The sequence below is a fragment of the Stenotrophomonas nitritireducens genome, from assembly GCF_001700965.1.
GTDB classification, from domain to species: Bacteria; Pseudomonadota; Gammaproteobacteria; order Xanthomonadales; family Xanthomonadaceae; genus Stenotrophomonas; species Stenotrophomonas nitritireducens_A.
The window spans coordinates 218,060-240,366 of the sequence record NZ_CP016756.1 but is presented as its reverse complement, the minus strand read 5'-3'; the positions used below and the strand labels follow the sequence as shown (position 1 = coordinate 240,366).

Here is a 22,307-nt window from a genome sequence, read left to right as displayed (position 1 = left end):
CCATGTCCCCCAAAGTCCAATCCCTTCTTCGTTTCTCCATCACCGCCGTGGTGGTGGTCATCGCCGCTCTGATCGCAATGGCGATGTGGCGCCATTACATGTATTCGCCGTGGACCCGCGAAGGACGCCTGCGTGCCGAGGTGGTGCGGGTGGCGCCGGACGTCTCCGGCCCGGTCACTACGGTTGCGGTGCGCGACAACCAGTTGGTCAAGCGCGGCGATGTGCTCTACCAGATCGACCCGGCGCGCTACCGGAATGCCTTGAACCAGGCGCGCGGCAATCTGGCCGCCGCACAGGCGTCGGCGCGCGCGGCCGGCGCCAGCATCCAGGTCGCGGCTGCCGGCGCAGCGCAGCAGAGCGCGAACGCCAGCCGTTACGAGCAGCAGTACGAACGCCGCCAGCGCATCACCGGCAGCTTGATCTCCGAAGAATCGCGCACCGATGCGCTCAGTGCGGCGCAGGCAGCGCGCGCCGGTGTGGCGCAGGCGCAGGCCAGCCGCCAACAGGCCAGCGCCTCGCAGCAGCAGGCGTTGGCGGCGGTGGAGCAGGCACAGGCGGCGCTGGATACGGCAGCGTTGAATCTGGAGCGCACCCAGGTGCGCGCACCGGTGGATGGCTACGTCACCAATCTGGAAGTGCGCCAGGGTGACTACGCGACGGCCGGTGCGGCCAAGCTGGCGGTGATCGATACCGATTCGTTCTGGGTCTATGGCTATTTTGAAGAGACCAAGCTGGCAAACCTGCATGTCGGTGACGGCACGCGCGTGCAGCTGATGAGCGGGCAGGAGCTGCACGGTCATATCGAGAGCATCGCGCACGGCATCACCGATGCGGACAGCCCGACCGGCAGTGATCTGCTGGCCAACGTCAACCCGACCTACAACTGGGTGCGCCTGGCGCAGCGTATTCCGGTGCGGATCAAGCTGGATGCGGGATCGCTGGCAAAAAATGTGGTGCTGGCCAATGGCATGACCGCGACGGTGATTGTGGAGGCCGGGCGGTAAGGGTTGGTTGAATCGGTTGCTGATGTGGGGCGGTCGAGCGGCTGAAGCGTAGAGCCGAGGCACAAAGCCAAGGCACAGAGCCAAGACACGGAGCCCCCTCATCCGCCCTTCGGGCACCTTCTCCCGCGAGCGGGAGAAGGGGAGGCTGGCTCTCCGTGTGCTGTTGGTTTGCCGCGCAATGCTTGAGCGCACGCAATGCGTCAGCTCCTCATGATGTTGGACAGCTCCCTCCTCCCGCTTGCGGGAGAAGGTGCCCGAAGGGCGGATGAGGGCGGGCTTTTGACTTAACCCCACCCAGCAAAGAAAACGCCCGGCAAAGCCGGGCGTTTTCATTCCATCAAAACCAGTAGCGACTTACTTGGCAGCAGCACCGGTGGTCAGGCCGCGCTTCTCCAGCAACGGCTCGATCTGCGGCTCATGGCCGGCGAAGTTGCGGAACAGCTCCATCGCGTCAACGCTGCCGCCCTTGGACAGCAGGGTCTTGCGGAAATGGTCGCCGTTGGCGCGCGACAGGCCGCCATTCTCGCGGAACCACTTCTGGGTGTTGGCGTCCAGCACTTCCGACCAGATGTAGGCGTAGTAGCCGGCCGAGTAGCCGCCCATGATGTGGCTGAAGTACGGGGTCTTGTAGCGCGGCGGGACCGGCGCGTAATAGATGCCGTCCTTGACCAGTGCTTCGTGCTCGAACTTCATCACGTCCTTCGGTGCCGGGATCTGGCCAACGCCAATCTGGTGCCAGTTCTGGTCCAGCATCGCCGCGCCCAGGTATTCGGTGGTGGCAAAGCCCTGGTTGAACTTGGAAGCGGCAATCACCTTGTCCAGCAGTGCCTGCGGCATCGCCGAACCGTTCTGGTAATGCTTGGCGTAGTTGGCCAGGATGGTCGGCTCGTCGGACCACATCTCGTTCACCTGCGAGGGGAACTCGACGAAGTCACGCGGCACGGCGGTGCCGGCGAAGTACGGGTACTTCACGTCCGAGAACATGCCGTGCAGCGCATGGCCGAATTCGTGGAAGGTGGTGGTCACTTCATCCCAGGTCAGCAGGGTCGGCTTGCCGGCCGGCGGCTTGGGGATGTTGAGGTGGTTGGCCACCACCGGCTTGTCACCGGTCAGGCCCGACTGCGAGACATAGGCGTTCATCCACGCACCGCCACGCTTGGACTCGCGTGCGTACGGGTCGAAGATGAAGATCGCCAGCTGGCTGCCGTCGGCGTCGAACACGTCATAGACTGTGACGTCATCGTGGTAGACCGGCAGGTCGGTGCGCTGCTTGAAGCTCAGGCCGAACTCCTTGCCGGCGGCGAAGAACACGCCGTTCTCCAGCACGTTCTTCAGCTCGAAGTAGGGCTTGAGCTGCGATTCGTCGAAGTTGTACTTGGCCTGGCGCACCTTCTCGCTATAGAACGCCCAGTCCCACGGCTGCAGCTCGAACGTCGGCTTGCCGGCAGCCTTCTGCTCGCTGTCGATCATCGCCTGCAGGTCGGCGGCTTCGCGCTTGGCGTTGGTCACCGCGGCCGGGGCCAACTGGCCCAGCATGGCGTTGACCGCTTCCGGGGTCTTGGCGGTCTGGTTGCCCAGCGAGTAGCTGGCGAAGTTCGGGAAGCCCATCAGCGCGGCCTTCTCGGCGCGCAGGGTCATGATGCGCGAGACCAGGGCGGTGTTGTCGTACTCGCCACCCTTGCTGCCACGCGAGATGGAGGCTTCGTAGATCTTCTGGCGCAGTTCGCGGTTGGCCAGGTTGGTCAGCGGCGGCTGGCCGGTGGTGTTGAGCAGAGCGATGACGTACTTGCCGTCCAGCTTGCGGGCCTTGGCGGCTTCAGCGGCGGCAGCGATCTGCTCGGCCGACAGGCCGTCCAGCTGCTTGACGTCGTCAACCACGATGAAGGAGGCGTTGACCTCGGCCAGCACGTTCTGGCTGAACTTGGTGCCCAGGTTGGCCAGCTCGGCGTTCATCGCCTTGAGCTTGGCCTTGTCGGCGTCGCCCAGCTTGGCGCCGGCGCGCACGAAGTTGTCGTAGTACTTTTCAACCAGGCGCAGGCTCTCGGCATCCAGGCCCAGCTTGGCGCGGTTGTTGTAGAGGGTTTCGATGCGTGCGAACAGCTTGCCGTTGAGGTTGATGGCGTCGCTGTGTGCGGCGAACTTGGCCGAGTAGTCGCCCTGCAGCTTCTTGCGCGCATCGTTGGTGTCGGCGCCGATCAGCGAGAAGAACACGGTGGTGGCGCGGTCAAGCACGGCGCCGCTGTTTTCCAGCGCGATCAGGGTGTTTTCAAAGGTGGGCGCGGCCGGGTTGTTGGCAATCGCCTCCACTTCCTGCAGCTGCTGCGCCATGCCGGCGTCGAAGGCAGGCGCGAAATCGGCGTCCTTGATCTTGTCGAACTGCGGGTAGTGCAGTGGCAGCGGGCTTTCAGCGAAGAACGGGTTGGCCTGCTGCGCCGACTGGGTGGTCGCCGCGTTCGCGGTCAGGCTGTAGGCCGGCAGGGCAAGGCCCAGGGTCGCGGCAAGGGCGAGGGCGAGACGGGTGTTCAAGGCGGAAACTCCGATAAAAGACTGATCTTCCAGAGTACCTGCCGGCGCCGCCGCGTGGGTGTGTCGAATGGCAGGGTTGCGCTGAAAGGCCACATCTTGCATGCCGTTGGCGCCGTGATGGCGTACGCTGGCCGCCTTGACTGGAGCTGCGCCATGCCCAATGCATTTGATTTCGAGCTGCCCGCGCTGGATGGCAGTCCCCTGCCGCTGGCAAGGTTTGACGGCAAGGTGCTGCTGATCGTCAACACCGCTTCCAAATGCGGTTTCACCCCGCAATACCAGGGGCTGGAGCAGCTGTGGCAGACGCTCGGGCCGCAGGGTCTGGTAGTGCTGGGCTGCCCGTGCGACCAGTTCGGCCATCAGGAGCCGGGTGATGCCGAGGACATCCAGGCCTTCTGCAGCCTCAATTACGGTGTCAGCTTCCCGATGTCGGCCAAGCTCAAGGTCAACGGAGCCGACGCTGATCCGCTATGGCAGTGGCTGCAGCGGCAGAAGCGCGGTGCCCTGGGCATCGCCGCGATCAAATGGAACTTCACCAAGTTCCTGATAGGCCGCAACGGCCAGGTGGCCGCCCGCTACGCCCCCACCGCGCGCCCGGAAGCGCTTGAAGCCGATATCCGGGCGGCGTTGTAACGCGTTGTGGCAGCGGCGCAAGCCGCTCCCACGGTGTTGCTTACTTCTCGACGAAGGCGCGTTCGAACACGTAATGGCCGGCAGTGCCGATACGGGTTGAGGCCTGGAAGCCACGGGCATCGAGCACGCTGCGCAGGTCGGCCAGCATGTGCGGGCTGCCGCAGATCATGAAGCGGTCGTTGGCCGGGTCCAACGGGGGCAGCCCCAGGCTTTCCTGCATCTGCCCGCTTTCCATCAGTGAGGTCAGCCGGCCCTGGTTGGGGAAGGGCTCGCGGGTGACGGCCGGGTAGTACAGCAGCTTGTCGCGGACGATGTCGCCGAGGATTTCATCGTTCGGCAGTTCTTCCTCGAAGTACTCGCGGTAGGCCAGGTCGCTCTCGAAGCGCACGCCGTGGCAGACGATGACCTTCTCGAAACGCTCATAGGTTTCCGGGTCCTTGGCCACGCTCAGCCACGGCGCAAGGCCGGTGCCGGTACCCAGCAGATAAAGATGCTTGCCCGGATGCAGATCGCTGATCAGCAAGGTGCCGGTGGGCTTCTTGCCGACCAGCACCTTGTCGCCGGGCTTGAGGTGCTGCAGGCGCGAGGTCAACGCGCCGTCCTGCACCTTGATGCTGAAGAAGTGAAGCTGCTCTTCCCAGTTGGCGCTGGCGATGGAATAGGCACGCATCAGCGGGCGGGCGCCTTCGTTTTCCAGCCCGATCATCACGAACTGGCCATTCTCGAAGCGGAAGCCGCTGTCGCGGGTGGTGGAGAAGCTGAAGTAGGCGTCCGTCCAATGACGGACTTCAAGCACCGTTTCGGCGCCAAAAGCGGAAGACATGCCGTGATTCGTAGATGGGAGACCTGCGTATTCTAGCCGACTTCGTTCAAATAAGAATAAATCTCATTTGAACGGCATTGTCAGGGTGGGGCCGGCATTCCAGAACCCTGTAGTGCCGAGCATGGCTCGGCACTACAAGTTATGCCTTATCTGTAGCCGGCGGCTTGCAGCTCGAACAGTTCGGCGTAGCGGCCGCCTTCGATCATCAGCTCCTCATGGGTGCCACTGGCCTCGATGCGGCCGTCGGCCAGCACCAGGATGCGGTCGGCCATGCGTACCGACGAAAAGCGGTGCGAGATCAATACCGCGGTACGGTTGTCCGACAGTTCCTTGAAACGCTGGAACACTTCGAACTCGGCGCGTGCATCCAAGGCGGCGGTCGGCTCGTCGAGGATCATCACCTGCGCATCGCGCATATAGGCGCGGGCGATGGCGATCTTCTGCCACTGGCCGCCGGACAGGTCCACGCCGGTCTTGAAGCGGCGGCCGATCAGCTGGTCGTAACCGGCGGGCAGGGCGTCGATCACCTCATCGGCAAGCGCGCGGTGGGCGGCGTCGCGGATCCGTGTGCTGTCGCCCATGGCTTCGACCAGGCCGACACCGATGTTCTCGCCGGCAGACAGGTGGTAGCGCACGAAGTCCTGGAAGATCACCCCCATGTTGGCGCGCAGGTCATCCAGGTCGTACTCGCGCAGATCGCGGCCGTCCAGCAGGATGCGGCCCTCATCCGGGTCGTACAGGCGGGCCAGCAGCTTGACCAGGGTGGTCTTGCCGGCGCCGTTCTCGCCAACCAGGGCGATGACTTCACCGGCCTGCAGTTGGAAGCTCAGATTGCGCACGGCCCAGCGCTCGGCATCGGGGTAGCGGAAGCCGACGTTGTCGAACACGAAGCCTTCGCGGATCGGGCGCGGTATCGCCACGGCGTCCGGGCGCGAGCGGATTTCCGGTTCGATGGCGAAGAACGAGAACAGGTCGTCCAGGTACAGCGCCTGCCCCGCCACCTGCGAGAAGCCGGTCAGCAGGCCTTCCAGCAATTGCCGCAGGCGCAGGAAGCTGCCGGACAGGAAGGTCAGGTCGCCGATGCTGAAATCGCCGCGGATGGTGCGCCAGGCGATATAGGCGTAGGCGGTGTAATACCCCAGCGTGCCCAGGGCCGCCAGCAGGGTGCCCCAGATCGCCCGCTTGCGCGCCAGCGCGCGGTTGGCCTTGTAGAAACGTTCGGCCAGCAGCTTGTAGCGGTCAATCAGGAAACGGTTGAGGTTGAAGATCTTCACCTCCTTGGCCGTTTCCACGCTGGCGCCTACCTGGCGCAGGTAATCGAGCTGGCGGCGCTCCGGCGTCCAGCTGAAATTGAGCGAGTAGCCCAAGGTGTTGAAGTGCGATTCGCCGATGAAGGCCGGCACCAGGGCGATCGCCAGCAGCACGATCAACCACGGCGCATAGACGATCAGGCCGGCGGCAAAACTGATCACGGTGATGCTGTCCTGCACCTGGCCGAACAGCTGGCTCATCAGGCTCATGCGGCCCATTGTCTGGCGCCGGGCGCGGTCCAGCTTGTCCTGCAGGTCCGGGTCTTCGAAGTCTTCCAGGTCCAGCTCGGCGGCGTGCTCCATCAGGCGCACGCTGGTGGCGTTGGTGAACAGCTCGGACAGCAGCGAATCGGCGTAGTTGATCAGCCGGCCGAGCAGGTCCGAGCTGATCGCGATGGCCAGTTCCAGCAACAGCAGCTCAAGCAGGGTGTTGAGGTAACCGCTGGAGAACGCCTCGGCCAGCGGGGGCATGGCACCGGCACCGGCCAGGCGTACCGCCTCGTCGATGATCAACTTGCCCACATACAGCATCGCCACCGGCATCAGCGCGCGGATCAGGCGCAGGCCAAGGCTGGTCATGGTCAGCCAGCGGCTGGTCTGCCATACCTGCCGCAGGAACGGCGGCAGGTTGCGCATGGCATTCACGCGCTCGCGGAAGCTGGGTTTCTGGGTGGATGCTGGCGCGGCGGCGGGGTGGGGCATGGGTGACTCAGGCGGCGAGGTGCCACTTCAGGTTACCCGCAAAGGCGCGGCCCGTAGCTGCTGCCGCGTTCAACCGTCCTTGCCCAGATCGATATCGCCCATCTGCGCATCATCGCGGCCGTCCGGGTTGTCGCGTATCGCTTCACCCGGTGCGCCGAAAGAGCGCTTGCCGCTGTCCACATGAAGGTGGCTGACCACCTTGCGCACGCCTTCAATGGCGGCCACGACGGCTTCCACCTGGTGCTTGGCCTCGCTGCTGGGCACATCGCCGGACAGCGTCACCTGGCCATCCTTCACCTGTGCCAGCACCTGCGATGACTGCGCCTGCTTGCCGAGGGTGCGGACGACTTCATCGCCTATCAGGGAGTCGGGGCGTTCTACGGCCATGGTGGGATCCTTTGGTAACGGGAGGATCCACCATGGCCGATGCGGTGTGAGCTTGGTGTTACTTGGGGGGCTTTGCTCCCTCCCTTTGCCGCAGGCAAGGGGAGGGCCGGGGAGGGGTGCCCTTGTTCTTGCTGTTGCTTTTGCTTCTTTGCTTGCACCGTCATTCCGGCGCAGGCGGGAAGCGCCTCAGCTGCGCGGCCCTTCCGGCGGTGGCGGTTCCGACGATTGCAGCGCCACGGGCAGGTGCCAGCCGAAATGCATCGCCATCATCCGCAGGCCAAAACACAAGCCGGCGCCGACCAGCGCACAGGGCAAGGGCGGCAGGCCCAGCCAGTAACCCACGGCGACAACCGCCGCACCGGCCAGTGCTGCGACGGCATACAACTCGGCCTGCAGCACCAGCGGCACCTGCGCCAGCAATACGTCACGGGCGATGCCGCCGCCGATGCCGGTCAGCATGCCCAGCGCCGCAGCCATCGGTGGATCGATGCCGTAGGCCAAGGCCTTCTGCGTACCGGCTACCGCAAACAGTGCCAAGCCCATCGCGTCGAACATCCGCACCGGGTATTGCATGCGCTCGATCAGTGGTGCCCAGAAGAAGGTGACGATGCCCGCGGCCAGGGTGATCGCCGGGTAGCGCCAGTCGCTGATCGCCGCCACCGGGGTGGCACCGATCAGCAGGTCGCGGGTGATGCCGCCGGCCAATGCGGCCGCGAACGACAGCACCAGCACGCCGAAGATATCCAGACGCCGGCGCACACCCATCGTTGCCCCGGACAGGGCGAAGACGAAGGTGCCGATGAGGTCGAGGATCAGTACGAGGGTTCCCATGCGCGGTATTGTGCGGTGTCGCGCCGGCGGCGGCCATCAGCCCGTTCTGGAATGATGGCCGGCGCTGTTACGGGCGATCAGGGCAGTGGCGGCAACAGGCTGGCGCCGAGGCGGTTCCAGGCGTTGATCACGGCTACCGCCATGCTCAGGTCGCTGATGCCCTTGTCATCGAAATGTGGCGTCAATGCGTCGAATGCGTCCTGCGAAGGTGCGCCATCCGGCAACCGGGTCATGGCTTCAGCCCAGCCCAGCGCGGCGCGTTCGCGCGCATCGAAGTAACGGCTTTCATGCCAGGCCGGCAGCGTGTCCAGCTTGCGCGGCTCGATACCGGCCTTGCGCAGCGCGGTGCCGTGCATGTCCATGCAGTAGCCGCAGCCATTGATCTGCGAGACGCGCAGGAACACCAGCTCCTGCAGTTCGTGGTCGATGCTGCTGTCATGCACGGCCTTGCTGGTGGCCAGCAGGCCCTTGAAGGCATCGGCGGCCAGGCGGGTATAGGGAACGCGGGGGAAGGTGGTGTTGGACATCAGTGGGCTCCAGAAGGCCGGAATGGCCATCTTTCACAGCAAGGACGTGGCAGCGCCGCTGCGCGTGACAAGCGCTGGCAGTTTTTCTGGATTGAGCACGCTGTACATCGCCGCGATGCGCCCATCCACCACCTCGATGGTGGTGAACGAAGCCAGCTTGCCGTCGGCAAAACGCAGGATGGCAGGCTCGCCGTTGACGTAGCCCAGCCGCGCAGGCAGGGCGCCGCCGCGACGGGCAATGGCCCAGTACAGCCGGCCAATGCGTTCGGCGCCGTGCAGCGGCCGGATTGCCGCAGTGACCACACCGCCGCCATCGGAGAGCGCGACGGCGTTGGCATGCAACAGCGCCTGGATGGCGGGGCTGTCGCCACGCTGCGCAGCCTCCATGAAGCGTTGCAGCAGTTGCTGGTGCTGCGCCGGTGCAGCGTTGAAGCGTGGCGCGCCGGTCTGCAGGCGCTGCTTTGCCCGACGCACCAGCTGCCGGCAGTTGGCTTCGCTATGGCCAAGCAGGTCGCCGATCTGCCGGTAATCGTGGTCAAACGCTTCCTTCAGCACAAAGGCGGCGCGCTCCTCCGGCCCCAGTTGCTCCAACAGGGTGAGGAAGGCCATCGACACTTCGTCGGCGACGGCATGTGCCTGGGCGGGATCGGCGGAGGCGTCGCCCTCCAGGTTGACCTGCCAGGGCTCGGGCAGCCACGGCCCGACATAGTGCTGGCGCTCACGCTTGGCCGCACGCAGGCGGTCCAGGCCCAGCCGGGTGGTGGCGGTGACCAGCCAGGCTTCGGCATCGCGGATGGTGCTGATGTCGGCGTTGGCCCAGCGCAGCCAGGCGTCCTGGACGATGTCCTCGGCATCCACGCGGCTGCCCAGCAGGCGATAGGCCAGGGCGAGCAGGCGCGGGCGATGGTTCTGGAAGATGGTTTCGGCGTTCATATGAGCTGGACGGCGCAGGGCAGGCGGGTGTGACAGCCCCACTTTGCCCGAACAATACCCAGCTGTTGTAGGAGCGGCGTCAGCCGCGAAGCTGGTGGAAGGACAGATACCCGGCTTCGCGGCTGACGCCGCTCCTACAACCAAGGGCGGGCAGCGCTGCAGCGCCCCAAGGCGTAAAATGGGTGGCTGAACCCCCGCCAGCCTTCAGCAAGCGAGCAAGCCCGTGACATCGATCAAGCAGGAAGACCTCATCCAGTCCGTCGCCGACGCGCTGCAGTACATCTCGTACTACCACCCGGCCGACTACATCAAGAATCTCTCCGCCGCCTACGAGCGCGAAGAGTCGCCGGCGGCCAAAGAGGCCATCGCCCAGATCCTGATCAACTCGCGCATGTGCGCCGAAGGCCACCGGCCGATCTGCCAGGACACCGGCATCGTCACCGTGTTCCTGGAGATCGGCATGAATGTGCGGTGGGACGACGCCACCATGGGTGTCGAGGACATGGCCAATGAGGGCATCCGCCGCGCCTACGCCTACCCGGACAACAAGCTGCGCGCCTCGGTGCTTGCCGACCCGGCCGGCAAGCGTACCAATACCAAGGACAACACTCCGGGCGTGGTCAACGTCAAGGTTGTGCCGGGCAATACAGTCGACGTGATCGTCGCCGCCAAGGGTGGTGGTTCCGAGGCCAAGAGCAAGTTCGCCATGCTCAACCCCTCCGATTCCATCGTCGACTGGGTGCTCAAGACCGTGCCGACCATGGGCGCTGGCTGGTGCCCGCCGGGCATGCTCGGCATCGGCATCGGTGGCACCGCCGAGAAGGCGATGCTGCTGGCCAAGGAATCGCTGATGGAGCCGATCGACATCACCGATCTGCAGGCACGCGGCGCCTCCAACCGTGCCGAAGAGCTGCGCCTGGAACTGTACGAAAAGGTCAACGCGCTGGGCATCGGCGCCCAGGGCCTGGGCGGCCTGACCACGGTACTGGACATCAAGGTCAAGGATTTCCCGACCCACGCCGCCAACCTGCCGGTGGCGATGATCCCGAACTGTGCCGCCACCCGCCACGCTCACTTCACCCTGGACGGCAGCGGCCCGGTGATGCTGGACCCACCGTCGCTGGAAGACTGGCCGCAGATCACCTACGACGCCTCCAAGGGCACCCGCGTCGACCTGGACAACATCACCCCGGAAGAAGTGGCCAATTGGAAGCCGGGCCAGACCCTGCTGCTCAACGGCAAGCTGCTGACCGGTCGTGACGCCGCGCACAAGCGCATGGTCGACATGCTCAACAAGGGCGAGCAGCTGCCGGTCGATCTGAAGGGTCGCTTCATCTACTACGTCGGCCCGGTCGATCCGGTACGTGACGAAGTGGTGGGCCCGGCCGGCCCGACCACGGCCACCCGCATGGACAAGTTCACCCGCCAGATCCTGGAGCAGACCGGTCTGTTGGGCATGGTCGGCAAGGCCGAACGGGGTCCGGCGGCGATCGAAGCCATCCGTGACAACAAGTCAGCCTACCTGATGGCCGTGGGTGGTTCGGCGTATCTGGTGTCCAAGGCGATCAAGGCATCCAAGGTGGTTGGTTTTGCCGACCTGGGCATGGAAGCGATCTACGAGTTCACCGTGCAGGACATGCCGGTGACCGTGGCGGTCGATTCCACCGGTGAGTCGGTCCACAAGACTGGTCCGCGCGAATGGCAGGCACGCATCGGCAAGATTCCGGTGATTGTGGAATAAGCCAGCGCGTTCCTCGACGAGGGATGGCAATCAGACAGCCCGGGCGTATGCTCGGGCTGTTTTAATTTCGGGATGGCGGACATGCATACACGGATGTGGGCGGGCTTGGCAGCTGTACTGCTGGCGATGACGGGCTGTTCCAGCGGAGGTGGTTGGAGTGAGCCGCCACGCAACGATCCAGCTGCCTGCGTGAGCTATTGCCAGACCACCTACCAGCGCTGCACGGCCACCCCTGGCAACTACGGCGACTGCGGTGAGGCCAACAGAAACAACCAGTGCGACAAGATCAGCAACCCTGAGCTCCGCGGGGCCTGCCAGACCTCACAGGCGTTCTGCCAGAACCGCTCGGCCGCGTCGGTATGCGGTGAACGTCTGAACAGCTGCATGGCCAGCTGCAATTGAATCCGGGCAATTCGAGTCGCTGCTGCGTAGAGCAGAGCCTGCGGCGCCTGCAGCGCGGTCTATACGGCCCTGCCGAGCACGGCTCGGCACTACCTGCTTGTGCTCCCTCCCTTTGGCGTAGCCAAGGGGAGGGTTGGGGAGGGGTGCTTTCGGCTGCAGCTATCGCTTCAGCGCCTTCATTGCTTTCGTAAATCCTGCAGCTTAGTCGATACGGCCCTGCCGACCATGGCTCGGCACTACCTGCTTTTGCTCCCTCCCTTTGGCGTAGCCAAGGGGAGGGTTGGGGAGGGGTGCTTTCGGCTGTAGCTGTTGCTTCGCCGCCTTCATTGCTTTCGTAAATCCTGCAGCTTGGTCGATACGGCTCCTGCCGAGCATGGCTCGGCGCTGCCTGTTCTCCCGTTGTCCTGTCTCCCCGCCGCGGAAACGGCGCGCGGTTAGAATGCCGCTTCACCCGCCGGGAAATCAGCGCATGTCAGTTGTTCTGTACGGATCGCAAAGTACCGCTTCATTGGTTGTGCATTGGTTGTTGATTGAACTCGGCGTCGAGCACGAATTGCGGCAGTTGGATTTCGAACGCAGTGAGCAGAAGTCGCCCGAGTTCCTCGCGATCAATCCTGCCGGTCGTGTGCCGGCGTTGATCATCGATGGCCAGGTGCTGACAGAGTCTGCTGCCATTGCCATGCAGTTGGCCGACCTGTATCCGCAGGCGGGCTTCGCGCCGGCACCGGGCAGCCGTGAGCGCGGCGATTACTACCGCTGGATCTGCTTCTGTGTGTACACCCTGATGCCGGCGTATCGCAGCTGGTTCTATCCGGATGAACCGGCCGGCCCGGCAAGCGAGGCCGAGGTCAAGCAGCGTGCCCGCGTGCAGCTGGAAACGGCGTGGCAGCGGGTGGCCGACCACCTCGCCGCGCACGGGCCCTACATGCTCGGCGAGCAGCTGTCGGTGGTGGACTTCATGCTGACCATGTTGATGCGCTGGAGCCGCAACATGCCGCGTCCGACCGACAGCTGGCCGGTGCTGGCGGCACACGCCGCACGGATGAAGGCGCGGCCTGCGTTTGCCGAGGTCTATCGGCGTGAGGGAATCAACGACTGGTGGTGAGGCTGTGTAGCGGGAGTGCGCAGGCAAGCGTGGCTTCACGGCTTGCCTCGCTCCTGCAACTGCTGCAGCGCCCGGGGTTCAGTCCACATGATCCTCGAACTTGCGCCCGCCCTGGAACGGCATCAGGTGCTGTTTGACGATGCCGTTCGGTACGGTTTCCAGCTTCATGACGCCGTATTCCTGCGGCCACTGCGCCTGGTCGCGCGGCAGCTTGAAGGTGCCCATCAACATGTCCACCAAGGGCAGGTGGATGGCGTAGTTGACGTCGATGTACTCATGTTGCCGCGCATGATGCCAGTGGTGATAGCGCGGCAGCACCAGCAGGTATTCAAGCCAGCCAAAGCGGATGCCCAGATTGGCGTGGGCCAGGACCGCCTGCAGGCCGACCAGGATCACATAGGCGTTTACCGCCGGCGTGGAAAACCCCAGTATCAGCAAGGGCAGCAGCACCGCACTGCGGGTCAGCACGATCTCGACGAAATGCACGCGTGAGCCGGCCAGCCAGTCCATGTGCCGGCTGGAATGGTGCACGGCGTGGAAGCGCCAGAGCCAGGGAACGTTGTGATAGGTGCGATGCAGCAGGGCCTGGGCCATGTCCGCCACGAACACCGCGATCAGGAACTGTGCCCACACCGGCAGCGACTGGATGGCCTGTTTCAACGCAGGGAAGGCGGCCAGCCCGGCGATGGTCGAGGTGGAGGCGGTAACCAGGATCAGGATGAACTGCACCAGCACATGGCTCATGAAGAAATACGCCACGTCGGTACGCCAGCCGGGGCGCAGCGGCGACAGCTCGCGCTTGCCGAGGTAGCGCTCCAGCGGCACGAAGACCAAGGCCGAAAAGAACAGCGACAGCACGAACCAGTCCAGGCCCAGTGAATAAGGTGTCTGCCCGATGGCATCGAACTGCACGTTGCTGCCACCGAGCAGTACCGCCAGCGTCGCACTGCCCACGCCAACGGTGGCGATGCGCTTGTTGCGGTCACGCAGGATCGCCAGGGTGCCCATGATGAAGGCGGCGGCCAGTCCGACCAGCAACAGGTGGCGGGCAAACTGTTCGTTGTAGACCGCGCGGAATTCGCGGCTGGTCAGCAGCTCGGGAAAGTGGAAGCAGGCGACCGCCAACAGGCTCAGTACCCCGAGCAGTGCAGAGCCATAGGCAAAAAACGAGCGGCGGGCACGGGCCATTGCGGACTTCCTGTCTTGGACGGGCCGATTCTGCCTGTCTCTGCTGAACGGGGGAAGTAGGCCGGCGCGTTGCCGGTCGCCCACTTCACGCCGGTTGGGCAGGCGCCGGGTTAGCCTCGCAGCCAGTGGGCAAGCGTTCGGCTTGGGCCGGCATGCCAGCAATCGTCTGGAGTGGATGGATGAGCGGATTGAGTGTTCCGGTAAGTGCGGATGACCACATCCAGGGTCGCCTTGACGCGCCTGTCGTGTTGGTGGAATACGCCGATTACCAATGCCCTTATTGCGGCGAGGCGTTCTCGCTGGTCAAGCGCCTGCAGCAACGTTTCGGCGAGCAGCTGTGCCTGGTGTTCCGCAACTTCCCGCTGGTGCAGGCGCACCCGCAGGCGTTGCCGGCGGCCATCACGGCCGAGTACGCCGGCGCCCACGGCAAGTTCTGGGAGGCGCACGATGCGCTGTTCCGCAGCCAGCAGCAGCTGGGCGAGGTGGTGTATCGCGAACTGATGCGCGAACTGGGCCTGTCCGAGCAGGATCTGGCGGCGGCGATGGATGACAACCACAACCTGCTACGCATCCAGCGTGACATCGAAAGCGGCGTGCGCAGTGGGGTCACCGGCACACCTGCGTTCTTCATCAACGGCGAGTTGTTCCAGCCGCAGAAGAGTTTCGAGGAACTCTACGACGCGATCATGCAGGCTCTCGCCGCAAAGCAGTGAGGCAGCGGGGCGCAGCCGTGCGCTGCGTCCCTGGGCCGATGTTTTTCAGCTGATCAGGCCGAGCACGGTTTCCGGCGGCCGGCATAATGCCGTGCCCTTGGTGGTACGCACGATGGGGCGGTTGATCAACGCAGGGTGCTGGCTCATCGCCTGGATCAGCGCCGCCTCGTCATCGAGCTTGCTGGCCAGGCCCAGTTCCGAATAAGCGGCTTCCTTGCTGCGCAGCAGATCGCGCGCAGGCATGCCCATCTCGCCGAGCAGCTCGCGCAGTTGGGGCGGCGAGGGCGGCGTGTCGAGGTAGTTGATCACCTCCACCTCGACGCCTGCCTCCTGCAGCAAAGCCAGGGCGCCGCGCGAATTGGAACAGCGGTTGTTGTGCCAGATGGTGGCCCGCATGGCTTAGAACCACTCCAACAGCGACACGCCAAGACCGATGTAGGTGGCGCGGTGGTTGTAGTCGATCATGCTTTCGCCATAGCCATCAAACACCTGCACGTGGCCGCGCAGCAGGTTGTTGATCGGGAAGCCGTAGTCCACCTGTACCGAGCCGTGCGCGCGGTCGCCGCTGCGCAGCGAGTGGCGGCCGGTGATGGCCAGTTCGTGGCCATTGCGGTTGTAGACCAGGGTGGCGTCGCCGCGCCCCATGTAATCCTGGATGTCCGGGTTGTTGTCGTCGCGGCGCCCTTCCGGGATGCGGTACCAGGGGCGCAGCATGATGGCCCAGTTGTCGCGATCCAGGCCAACATTCATCACCACCCGGTTCCAGCTGCGCGAGAGCGGATCGCTGCGGCCGTTGGACTGGTGGTTGAGGCTGATGCCGGTCATGCGGCCATTCCAGCCGAACAGCGAATAGCCGTTGCGGAAGGTCAGCATCACTTCCGGCTCGTAATTGGTCTCGCGGAAGGGGCGCGACAGCTCGCTGTTGTAGGCCTGCCAGCGCGAACTCTGGGTATAGCCGACCCAGATGTCGCCGTTGTCGCCAAACAGGTTCTCGGCCACCTTGGTCTTGAAGCTGAGCTGGAACTTCAGCTCGGTGCTGTCCAGTTGTTCGGACTCGGTGACCGTGTTGTTCGGGTTGGGCGAATGCGGCATCTCATTCGGCTTGCTGCTCCAGAACGCCGGCAGCAGGTAGACCGGCTTGTAGGCGCGCAGCTGGTACAGGCCCAGCTTGGAGTCCTTGGCCAGCTCCCAGCGGCTGTCCAGCAGTGAGCCACGGCCGGCATTGGCGGCGGCCGAGGCCAGCTCGTCATGGGCGAACAGTTCGTTGCGACGCGGCAGGGGCTCATCCAGCTCCTTGGCTGCGGCTTTGGCCTCCTTGCGCGCCTGCAGCGCCGCGGCGGCAGCGGCATCGGCGGCGCGGGTGTCCGGCGCATTGCGGCCGAGCGCATTGTCATAACAAGCCAGGCGGGTGGCGTCGGTCTCCAGCGCGAAACAGGCCTGCGGCGAGGCCGGGGTGGTCAACGATTCCTGGGCAAGGGCGGAGGCGCTGGCACCGCTCAGGATCAGCAGCAGGGCAGGTGAAAGGGCGGGGCTGTGCATGGGTTCCATCCGGTCGCGGTGGGGTGGCCGGGCCGAGCCGATCAGGCGGTGTCGCCGATCGGCATCAGTGGCAAGGTGGGGATTGTCGGTGATTCGCCTGTCCAGAGGGAGTCAAGACGCCTTCAGAAGAACCATGCCAGGGCGAACACGCCGATCATGGCGACCGCCAGGCCAAGCTTCAGTGCCACCCCCAGGACGATGCCCAGCCAGGTGCCGAAGCCGACCTTGGTGGCCTGGCCCAGCTGGCGGCCGTGCAGGTATTCGCCGCCCAGCGCGCCGATGAATGGCCCCACGAACAGGCCGATGGGCATGAAGAACAGGCCCGCGACGGTGCCGATGGCCGATCCGATCAGGGCCAGCTTGCTGGCGCCCACCTTCTTGGCGCCGGCGATGGTGGAGATCACGTCGACGATGACCGAAATGACCGTGAGCACCCCCAGCACCACCAGCGGTACCCAGCCGACCCGGTTGAAGCCTTCCCCCCACGCGGCCAGCAGCAGGCCGGCGAAAACCAGTGGAACCCCCGGCAGCGCGGGCAGGATGATGCCGGCTATGCCGACAACCACCAGCAGGGCGCCAACCAGATAGAAGATGAATGAATAGTCCATGTTTACTCTGAAGGGGGTCCAATAGGGGTTGACTTTAACGTGTTGCGCGGTGTTGCAATTTGATTTGGCCCGAGTTAACTTGCAGCCGCTGAGCTTGGCAAGGTCACCGTGAATCGTGGCCTGATGGGTAGATCGAAGGATTTGCTACATCGTTGCACCTCGCTTCCTCCTTGCAACCAGCCGCCTTACCGGGCGTAACCATCAAACGAGAGAGTTACAGGGAGTTAGTCGAGATGTCTGATCGCGAAACCGGTACCGTCAAGTGGTTCAACGACGCCAAGGGCTTCGGCTTCATCAGCCGTGAGAATGGTGAGGACGTGTTCGTACACTTCCGCGCCATCCAGACCCAGGGCTTCAAAAGTCTGAAGGAAGGCCAGCAGGTCACCTTCACCGTCGTGCAGGGCCAGAAGGGCCTGCAGGCTGACGCCGTACAACCGGTCTGAACCGGCCGGCAGTCCAGCCAAAAAAAGGCCCGCGCAAGCGGGCCTTTTTTCAACCATGATGCGGCCGGCTCAGCGGATCACCACGCGACCATTTACCACGCGCACGTAGGTGTTCTCGCGGATGCCGCCCAGGTCCTTCTGGTTGACCACGATCACGCGGCCATCGTCCATGCGCACCTGGATGTCGTACGAGTTGCCGGTGACGTTCTGCTGGATCTTGTTGCCGGCCAAGGCACCACCAACGGCACCTGCCACGGAGGCGATGTTCTGGTTGCCCTTGCTGCCGCCGGTCTTGTCGGAGATCTCATGGCCGGCCACGGCACCAACGATGCCGCCGAGGATCGCGCCGGTGGCGCTGGGCGCCGTGCGGCCGGAGGCGACAGTGTCGATGCGGGTGACGATGCCGCAATCGGTGCAACGGTTCTGGTTGTAGTTGCCGTTGTTGCTGCCGTAGCTGCCACCATTGTTGTAGCTGCCGCCGTAACCGGGCGACGTGGCACAGCCCGCCAGGGCCAAGCTGGCAATCGCGCCTGCAGCGATCAGTTGGATCTTCATGGTGTCTCTCCTTGCCAAATGGGAATTGGGTACACGTGCGTGACCTGCGGCGAAGATCGTGCGGTTTTACATGTGAATGGAGGGCCAATCACATGTGAAGAACGCGCTTACGTAGTTGAAGCACTGCTTACTTACTTGAAATCCTGATGGCACGACTTGCAGTCGCTGCCTATTTTTTGCACCGCAGCAGCCAGGGTGGCGCAATCTGCCGGCGGCTTGGCCAGTGCGTCGTTCAAGGTCGCGCGGAAGCGACTGGCGTGCTGCTGGAAGCGCTGGTCATCGCGCAACCCGGGAAAGGCGGTTTCCAGATCGTTTGCCAGGGCGCGCAGGGTCTGCAGTCGCGGCGTGGTGTCGGCGACGCTGCAGCGGTTCTGCTTCTGGCTGTCGGCGAGCAGTTGCGCCTGCTTGGCCATCACCGTCATCAGGCTGCCGGGGAAATGGTCCTGGCGGGCCTGGATGGCGCGCATTCCCATCACCGTGGCAATCACGCCGATCAGCAGGCCGGCGATCAGGACAAACAGATAGCGCGAGGCGGTAGAGGGTTTGCGAACGGGTGCGGGATCGGACATTGCGTTGGCTCCGGGCTGCAGGGCTGGGGATGCGACTGGCGCCATTATGCAGGGGCGCAGGCGATGACCGCGTCATGGTGCCGGACAACCGGCCAGCACGGAGGTCGCCGGCTCGCGGCGAAGCGGGGCCAGGGCGTAAAATGCGCCGATGAAAGAAGAATTGCGTGAGCGCTTTGCCGGCATCGACCGGCTTTACGGGGCAGGTAGCATCGCCCACCTGAGCGGTTGCAAGGTCGCCGTGGTCGGCATGGGCGGGGTTGGCTCGTGGGTGGTGGAGGCATTGGTGCGTTCGGCCGTCGGCCAGCTCTGCCTTATCGACGCCGATGACATCTGTGTTTCCAATACCAACCGCCAGCTGCCGGCGATGGCCGGGCAGTACGGGCGAAACAAGGCGCTGGCCATGGCCGAGCGTTGCCGGGCGATCAACCCGGATGTGCAGGTCGAGGCGGTGGAATCCTTCCTGACCACCGCCAACATGGCCGAGTTGCTGGACCGCGGTTTCGACCTGGTGATCGACGCCTGCGACAGCTTCCGGGTGAAGGTGGAAACCATCGCCTGGTGCCGCCGCCGCAAGCTGCCGCTGATCACCGTAGGCGCTGCTGGCGGGCGCACCGACCCGACCCTGGTGCGGGTGCGTGATGTGTCGCGTACCGAGCACGACGCGATGATGGCGTTGATCCGCAAGAAGCTGCGCAGTGATTTCAATTTCCCGAAGAACGCGCAGCGTTACTTCGGCGTGCCGGCGATCTATTCGCTGGAAAACGTGAAGTACCCGCAGGCCGATGGCAGCGTCTGCGGCCTGCGGCCAAACCTGGGTCCGGACGAGGCATTGAAGCTGGACTGCGGCGGCGGGCTGGGCGCCGCTACGCACATCACCGGCGCATTCGCGTTCGTGGCGGTGGGCAAGGCGTTGGAGATGCTGCTGAAGAAGCGCGCATAAAAGCATGCGGGCTTGTAGGAGCGGCGTCAGCCGCGAAGCTGGCTATCTGCCGGGGCAGGTATAAGCATGCAATCCCAGCGTGCGGTTGCTATGGATGTGTGGGTGGCTCGGCCAGTACGAGCTTCGCGGCTGACGCCGCTCCCACAACGGCGCTACAGCAGCTTGAACAGCTGCCTTGCATTGTGGCGATGGGCAAGGCGTTGGAGATGCTGCTGAAGAAGCGCGCATAAAAGCATGCGGGATTGTAGGAGCGGCGTGAGCCGCGAAGCCGGTTATCGGTCCGGGCAGATATGGGCGTGCAATCCCGGCATGCGGTTGCTATCGACGTGTTGGTGGCTCGGCCATTACCAGCTTCGCGGCTGACGCCGCTCCTACAAATGGCGGGCGGCACTACTGGAGCTTGAAGAGCCGCTTCGCATTGGTCGTGGTCTGCGCCGCTATATCGGCGGCAGGTTGTTTGCGCAGCTCGGCGACGGTTTCAAGAATCTGTCGCAGTCGCGCCGGCTCGTTGCGCTGGCCACGGATGCCGGCATCGGGCTGGTCCGGGGCATCGGTTTCCAACAGCAGAAACTCCAGCGGCATCTTGCTCACCAGGCCGCGCAGCCGGTTGGCACGCGGGTAGGTGATGGGGCCACCCAGCCCGATCATGAAGCCCAGGTCCCACAGTTGCCGGGCCTGCTCGGGGCTGCCGGAGAAGCTGTGCACCACGCCACTGAGCTTGCCAACCCGGCGGATCCGTTGGATGACCTCGTCCAGCGCGCGCCGGGCATGCACGATCAAAGGCAGTTGCAGGTCGCGGGCCAGTTCAAGCTGGCCCTGGAAATACAGGCGCTGTTCGGCGGGGTCGAGATTGTCGACGAAGAAGTCCAGCCCGCATTCGCCGATGGCGCAGGGCGCCTCGCGCTCCACCCAGTCGCGCAGTTGTTGCAGGTGCTCGGGGTGATGTTCGAGCAGGAACATCGGGTGCAGCCCGTACGCCGCATGCAGGCCTGGCGCCGTCTTGCAGACGTCGCGCAATTTGGGCCAGCTGGCCGCGGTCACCGCCGGTACGATCTGCATGCCAACGCCTGCAGCGCCTGCGCGGCTGATCACCGCCTCGCGATCACTGTCGAACTCCGCGGCATCCAGGTGGCAATGGCTGTCGACCAGCAGCACGGCTCAGCGCTTGCCCGGCAGGATCGGCGGCTCGGCCGGGTCCTTGCGCCGCTTCCAGTTGGCAAGCAGCAAGGTGCTGAGGCCAAACAGGATCTCATCGACAAACGGAATCGGGTCGGGCAGCAGCATGCTGATGACGAACAGCGCACCGGTCAGCTTGAACAGAGTGGGGTAGCGCAGCTTGCGGGCCCATTCCAGAAACGGCGACAACATCATGCTCGACATGGCATATCCAGATGGAGAGGGAACCAGCCGGCCCGGTAACATCAGGACCAGCAGGCCGAATATTGCGACGAGTTGAATGATTTCGATAGGCCGCCGACAGAAATACTGGCCTCTGTTCAGCTAACTCGTGCTGGAATTCACCCAAGACAAACGCGGCCAGCCGCACGGAGACAGATCATGAAGAGCACAACCACGACCGTTTTGGTTGCCGCCGGCGCGTTGCTGGTAGGTGGCATTGCCACCGCAGCCTTCATGCAGGGCCGCGGCGACGGCAGCTCTGCGCCGCTGGCCGGGAGCGCACGCCCCATGCTGGATACCAGTCCGCAGGTGGACGACGCCGCGCTCACCGGCAAGGTGGACAACCCTGGCGAGCCGCAGTTGCAGTATGCCGACGTACTCAAGGTCGCGCCGGTAACGCAGAAGGAGCGCCTCTACGGCACCGTAACCGGTAGCGACCCGATCCGCGAAAGCTCCACCACCAGCACTCCGCATGAAGTCTGTGAGGACGTGGTGGTGCAGGAACGTCTGCCCGAGCGTGATGGCAATGTTGGCGGCACCGTTGCCGGTGCCCTGATCGGTGGCCTGCTCGGCAACCAGGTCGGCGGCGGCAATGGCAAGAAGGCGGCAACCGCCGCTGGTGCCGTGGCCGGCGGTGTGATCGGCAACCAGGTCGACAAGCGTCATGTCGGTGGCCGTGTGGTCAACCGCACCGAGCGCCAGTGCCACACCGAGCAGCGCACGGCCGAGTCCAGCCGCATTACCGGCTACAACGTCACCTATCGCAAGCCCGATGGCAGCACCGGCACGATGCGCATGGACAGCCGCCCGGGTGAGCGCGTATCGCTGGGCAACGCCAACCAGACCATCGGTTACGACGTGACCTACCGGTACGACGGTGCTGAAAAGACCGTGCGCATGCAGGACAAGCCGGCCAGCGATCGCCTGCCGGTGATCAATGGCCAACTGGTGACCCAGACCGCAGCAATGGCCCCGGCGGACAACCGCCAGTAAGCCACGCGGCTGATTGATCGCAACGAAGGCCGGCGCAAGCCGGCCTTTTGCGTTGTGTGGTTACCAGGTAGCCCGGGCAAGCGCAGCGCACCCGGGGTTTGTACTTGGGACTGCGGGTCAAAGACGCAACGCGCGGGCGTTTCTTGCTCCCCGGTTGGGAGGTGCCTTGATCGGCCAAACTCCCGGGTGCGCTGCGCTTACCCGGGCTACAAGGCTGGCGGCGGATTTGTTGTTTGTAGGAGCGGCGTAAGCCGCGAAGCACACATCCCATCAAGCGCGGCAGGTGACTCGGTACGGAGCAGGCAATATCAGCTTCGCGGCTTATGCCGCTCCCACAAACAAGGGCCAGCAGGTTGGCCCAGTTAGGCGCAACGCTCGCCCGGGTTACGGCCGGTCGCGGGTTTGACCCTTTCGGCGGCTCAGCGCAAGCTCGGCGT

The 22,307-nt window shown here is 64.5% G+C and carries 24 protein-coding genes; 9 read left to right on the top strand and 15 right to left on the bottom strand.

Annotation, left to right across the window (positions count from 1 at the left end; translation table 11 throughout):
* Positions 1–2 precede the first annotated feature (2 nt).
* Positions 3–1,004 (top strand): biotin/lipoyl-binding protein, encoded by a 1,002-nt coding sequence (locus BCV67_RS01055; protein ID WP_062166090.1) that lies wholly within the window; start codon positions 3–5, stop codon positions 1,002–1,004.
* A gap of 354 nt (positions 1,005–1,358) precedes the next feature.
* Here the strand turns inward: BCV67_RS01055 and BCV67_RS01050 are convergent, their stop codons facing one another.
* On the bottom strand, positions 1,359–3,530 hold the full coding sequence (locus tag BCV67_RS01050; RefSeq protein WP_062166089.1) for a M3 family metallopeptidase: 2,172 nt from the start codon (positions 3,528–3,530) through the stop codon (positions 1,359–1,361).
* 153 nt (positions 3,531–3,683) lie between these two features.
* On the opposite strand from BCV67_RS01050, the gene BCV67_RS01045 reads away from it, so the two are divergent.
* Positions 3,684–4,163, top strand: a complete 480-nt coding sequence (locus BCV67_RS01045; protein WP_062171307.1) for a glutathione peroxidase — start codon at positions 3,684–3,686, stop codon at positions 4,161–4,163.
* A 40-nt stretch (positions 4,164–4,203) separates the two neighbouring features.
* Here BCV67_RS01045 and BCV67_RS01040 read toward each other — a convergent pair whose 3' ends face one another.
* From BCV67_RS01040 to BCV67_RS01015, 6 genes are all read right to left on the bottom strand, one after another.
* A complete protein-coding gene (locus BCV67_RS01040) occupies positions 4,204–4,986 on the bottom strand; it encodes a ferredoxin--NADP reductase (protein WP_062166088.1) in 783 nt (260 codons plus the stop codon).
* A gap of 146 nt (positions 4,987–5,132) precedes the next feature.
* Positions 5,133–6,998, bottom strand: coding sequence for an ABC transporter ATP-binding protein (locus tag BCV67_RS01035; protein ID WP_062166087.1), 1,866 nt, complete (start codon positions 6,996–6,998; stop codon positions 5,133–5,135).
* 69 nt (positions 6,999–7,067) lie between these two features.
* Complete coding sequence (locus BCV67_RS01030) at positions 7,068–7,385, bottom strand: BON domain-containing protein (protein ID WP_062166085.1); 318 nt, start codon at positions 7,383–7,385, stop codon at positions 7,068–7,070.
* 186 nt (positions 7,386–7,571) lie between these two features.
* Positions 7,572–8,216: a trimeric intracellular cation channel family protein gene (locus BCV67_RS01025; RefSeq protein WP_062166083.1), complete on the bottom strand. Its 645-nt coding sequence runs from the start codon at positions 8,214–8,216 to the stop codon at positions 7,572–7,574.
* Between the two features lie 77 nt (positions 8,217–8,293).
* Positions 8,294–8,743 (bottom strand): carboxymuconolactone decarboxylase family protein, encoded by a 450-nt coding sequence (locus BCV67_RS01020; protein ID WP_062171305.1) that lies wholly within the window; start codon positions 8,741–8,743, stop codon positions 8,294–8,296.
* Between the two features lie 33 nt (positions 8,744–8,776).
* Positions 8,777–9,676 carry an RNA polymerase sigma-70 factor gene (locus BCV67_RS01015; RefSeq protein WP_062166081.1) on the bottom strand — a complete coding sequence of 300 codons (900 nt, stop codon included), beginning with the start codon at positions 9,674–9,676 and terminating at the stop codon, positions 8,777–8,779.
* A gap of 223 nt (positions 9,677–9,899) precedes the next feature.
* Here BCV67_RS01015 and BCV67_RS01010 point away from each other — a divergent pair, with 223 nt between their 5' ends.
* The 3 genes from BCV67_RS01010 (at position 9,900) to BCV67_RS01000 (ending at position 12,924) form a co-directional block, all read left to right on the top strand.
* The gene (locus tag BCV67_RS01010) at positions 9,900–11,417 is read left to right on the top strand and encodes a fumarate hydratase (protein WP_057628325.1); all 1,518 of its coding nucleotides are present in this window, start codon (positions 9,900–9,902) and stop codon (positions 11,415–11,417) included.
* A gap of 81 nt (positions 11,418–11,498) precedes the next feature.
* A complete protein-coding gene (locus tag BCV67_RS01005; protein WP_156455714.1) occupies positions 11,499–11,819 on the top strand; it encodes a hypothetical protein in 321 nt (106 codons plus the stop codon).
* 469 nt (positions 11,820–12,288) lie between these two features.
* A complete protein-coding gene (locus BCV67_RS01000) occupies positions 12,289–12,924 on the top strand; it encodes a glutathione S-transferase family protein (RefSeq protein ID WP_062166077.1) in 636 nt (211 codons plus the stop codon).
* A 78-nt stretch (positions 12,925–13,002) separates the two neighbouring features.
* On the opposite strand, the gene BCV67_RS00995 is transcribed toward BCV67_RS01000, so the two are convergent.
* Positions 13,003–14,112, bottom strand: coding sequence for a sterol desaturase family protein (locus tag BCV67_RS00995; protein WP_062166075.1), 1,110 nt, complete (start codon positions 14,110–14,112; stop codon positions 13,003–13,005).
* 179 nt (positions 14,113–14,291) lie between these two features.
* Between BCV67_RS00995 and BCV67_RS00990 the strand changes: the two genes are divergently transcribed.
* A complete protein-coding gene (locus BCV67_RS00990; protein WP_062166074.1) occupies positions 14,292–14,825 on the top strand; it encodes a DsbA family protein in 534 nt (177 codons plus the stop codon).
* A 45-nt stretch (positions 14,826–14,870) separates the two neighbouring features.
* Here the strand turns inward: BCV67_RS00990 and arsC are convergent, their stop codons facing one another.
* From arsC to BCV67_RS00975, 3 genes are all read right to left on the bottom strand, one after another.
* The gene (gene arsC / locus BCV67_RS00985) at positions 14,871–15,221 is read right to left on the bottom strand and encodes an arsenate reductase (glutaredoxin) (protein ID WP_062166071.1); all 351 of its coding nucleotides are present in this window, start codon (positions 15,219–15,221) and stop codon (positions 14,871–14,873) included.
* A gap of 3 nt (positions 15,222–15,224) precedes the next feature.
* On the bottom strand, positions 15,225–16,364 hold the full coding sequence (locus BCV67_RS00980; RefSeq protein WP_062166069.1) for a phospholipase A: 1,140 nt from the start codon (positions 16,362–16,364) through the stop codon (positions 15,225–15,227).
* A 122-nt stretch (positions 16,365–16,486) separates the two neighbouring features.
* A complete protein-coding gene (locus tag BCV67_RS00975) occupies positions 16,487–16,972 on the bottom strand; it encodes a DUF456 domain-containing protein (RefSeq protein ID WP_062166067.1) in 486 nt (161 codons plus the stop codon).
* Positions 16,973–17,205: 233 nt separating this feature from the next.
* On the opposite strand from BCV67_RS00975, the gene BCV67_RS00970 reads away from it, so the two are divergent.
* Positions 17,206–17,415 carry a cold-shock protein gene (locus tag BCV67_RS00970; RefSeq protein ID WP_054658958.1) on the top strand — a complete coding sequence of 70 codons (210 nt, stop codon included), beginning with the start codon at positions 17,206–17,208 and terminating at the stop codon, positions 17,413–17,415.
* A 69-nt stretch (positions 17,416–17,484) separates the two neighbouring features.
* On the opposite strand, the gene BCV67_RS00965 is transcribed toward BCV67_RS00970, so the two are convergent.
* The gene (locus BCV67_RS00965) at positions 17,485–17,970 is read right to left on the bottom strand and encodes a glycine zipper 2TM domain-containing protein (RefSeq protein ID WP_062166065.1); all 486 of its coding nucleotides are present in this window, start codon (positions 17,968–17,970) and stop codon (positions 17,485–17,487) included.
* 131 nt (positions 17,971–18,101) lie between these two features.
* Positions 18,102–18,539 (bottom strand): cytochrome c, encoded by a 438-nt coding sequence (locus BCV67_RS00960; RefSeq protein ID WP_062166063.1) that lies wholly within the window; start codon positions 18,537–18,539, stop codon positions 18,102–18,104.
* Between the two features lie 148 nt (positions 18,540–18,687).
* Here BCV67_RS00960 and BCV67_RS00955 point away from each other — a divergent pair, with 148 nt between their 5' ends.
* The gene (locus BCV67_RS00955) at positions 18,688–19,479 is read left to right on the top strand and encodes a tRNA threonylcarbamoyladenosine dehydratase (RefSeq protein WP_062166061.1); all 792 of its coding nucleotides are present in this window, start codon (positions 18,688–18,690) and stop codon (positions 19,477–19,479) included.
* Between the two features lie 390 nt (positions 19,480–19,869).
* Here BCV67_RS00955 and BCV67_RS00950 read toward each other — a convergent pair whose 3' ends face one another.
* Entirely contained in the window at positions 19,870–20,634 is a 765-nt protein-coding gene (locus BCV67_RS00950; RefSeq protein WP_062166059.1) for a TatD family hydrolase, read from the bottom strand.
* Positions 20,635–20,637: 3 nt separating this feature from the next.
* Positions 20,638–20,859, bottom strand: coding sequence for a DUF6116 family protein (locus BCV67_RS00945; protein WP_062166057.1), 222 nt, complete (start codon positions 20,857–20,859; stop codon positions 20,638–20,640).
* Between the two features lie 177 nt (positions 20,860–21,036).
* On the opposite strand from BCV67_RS00945, the gene BCV67_RS00940 reads away from it, so the two are divergent.
* On the top strand, positions 21,037–21,870 hold the full coding sequence (locus BCV67_RS00940) for a glycine zipper 2TM domain-containing protein (RefSeq protein WP_062166055.1): 834 nt from the start codon (positions 21,037–21,039) through the stop codon (positions 21,868–21,870).
* Positions 21,871–22,307 lie beyond the last annotated feature (437 nt).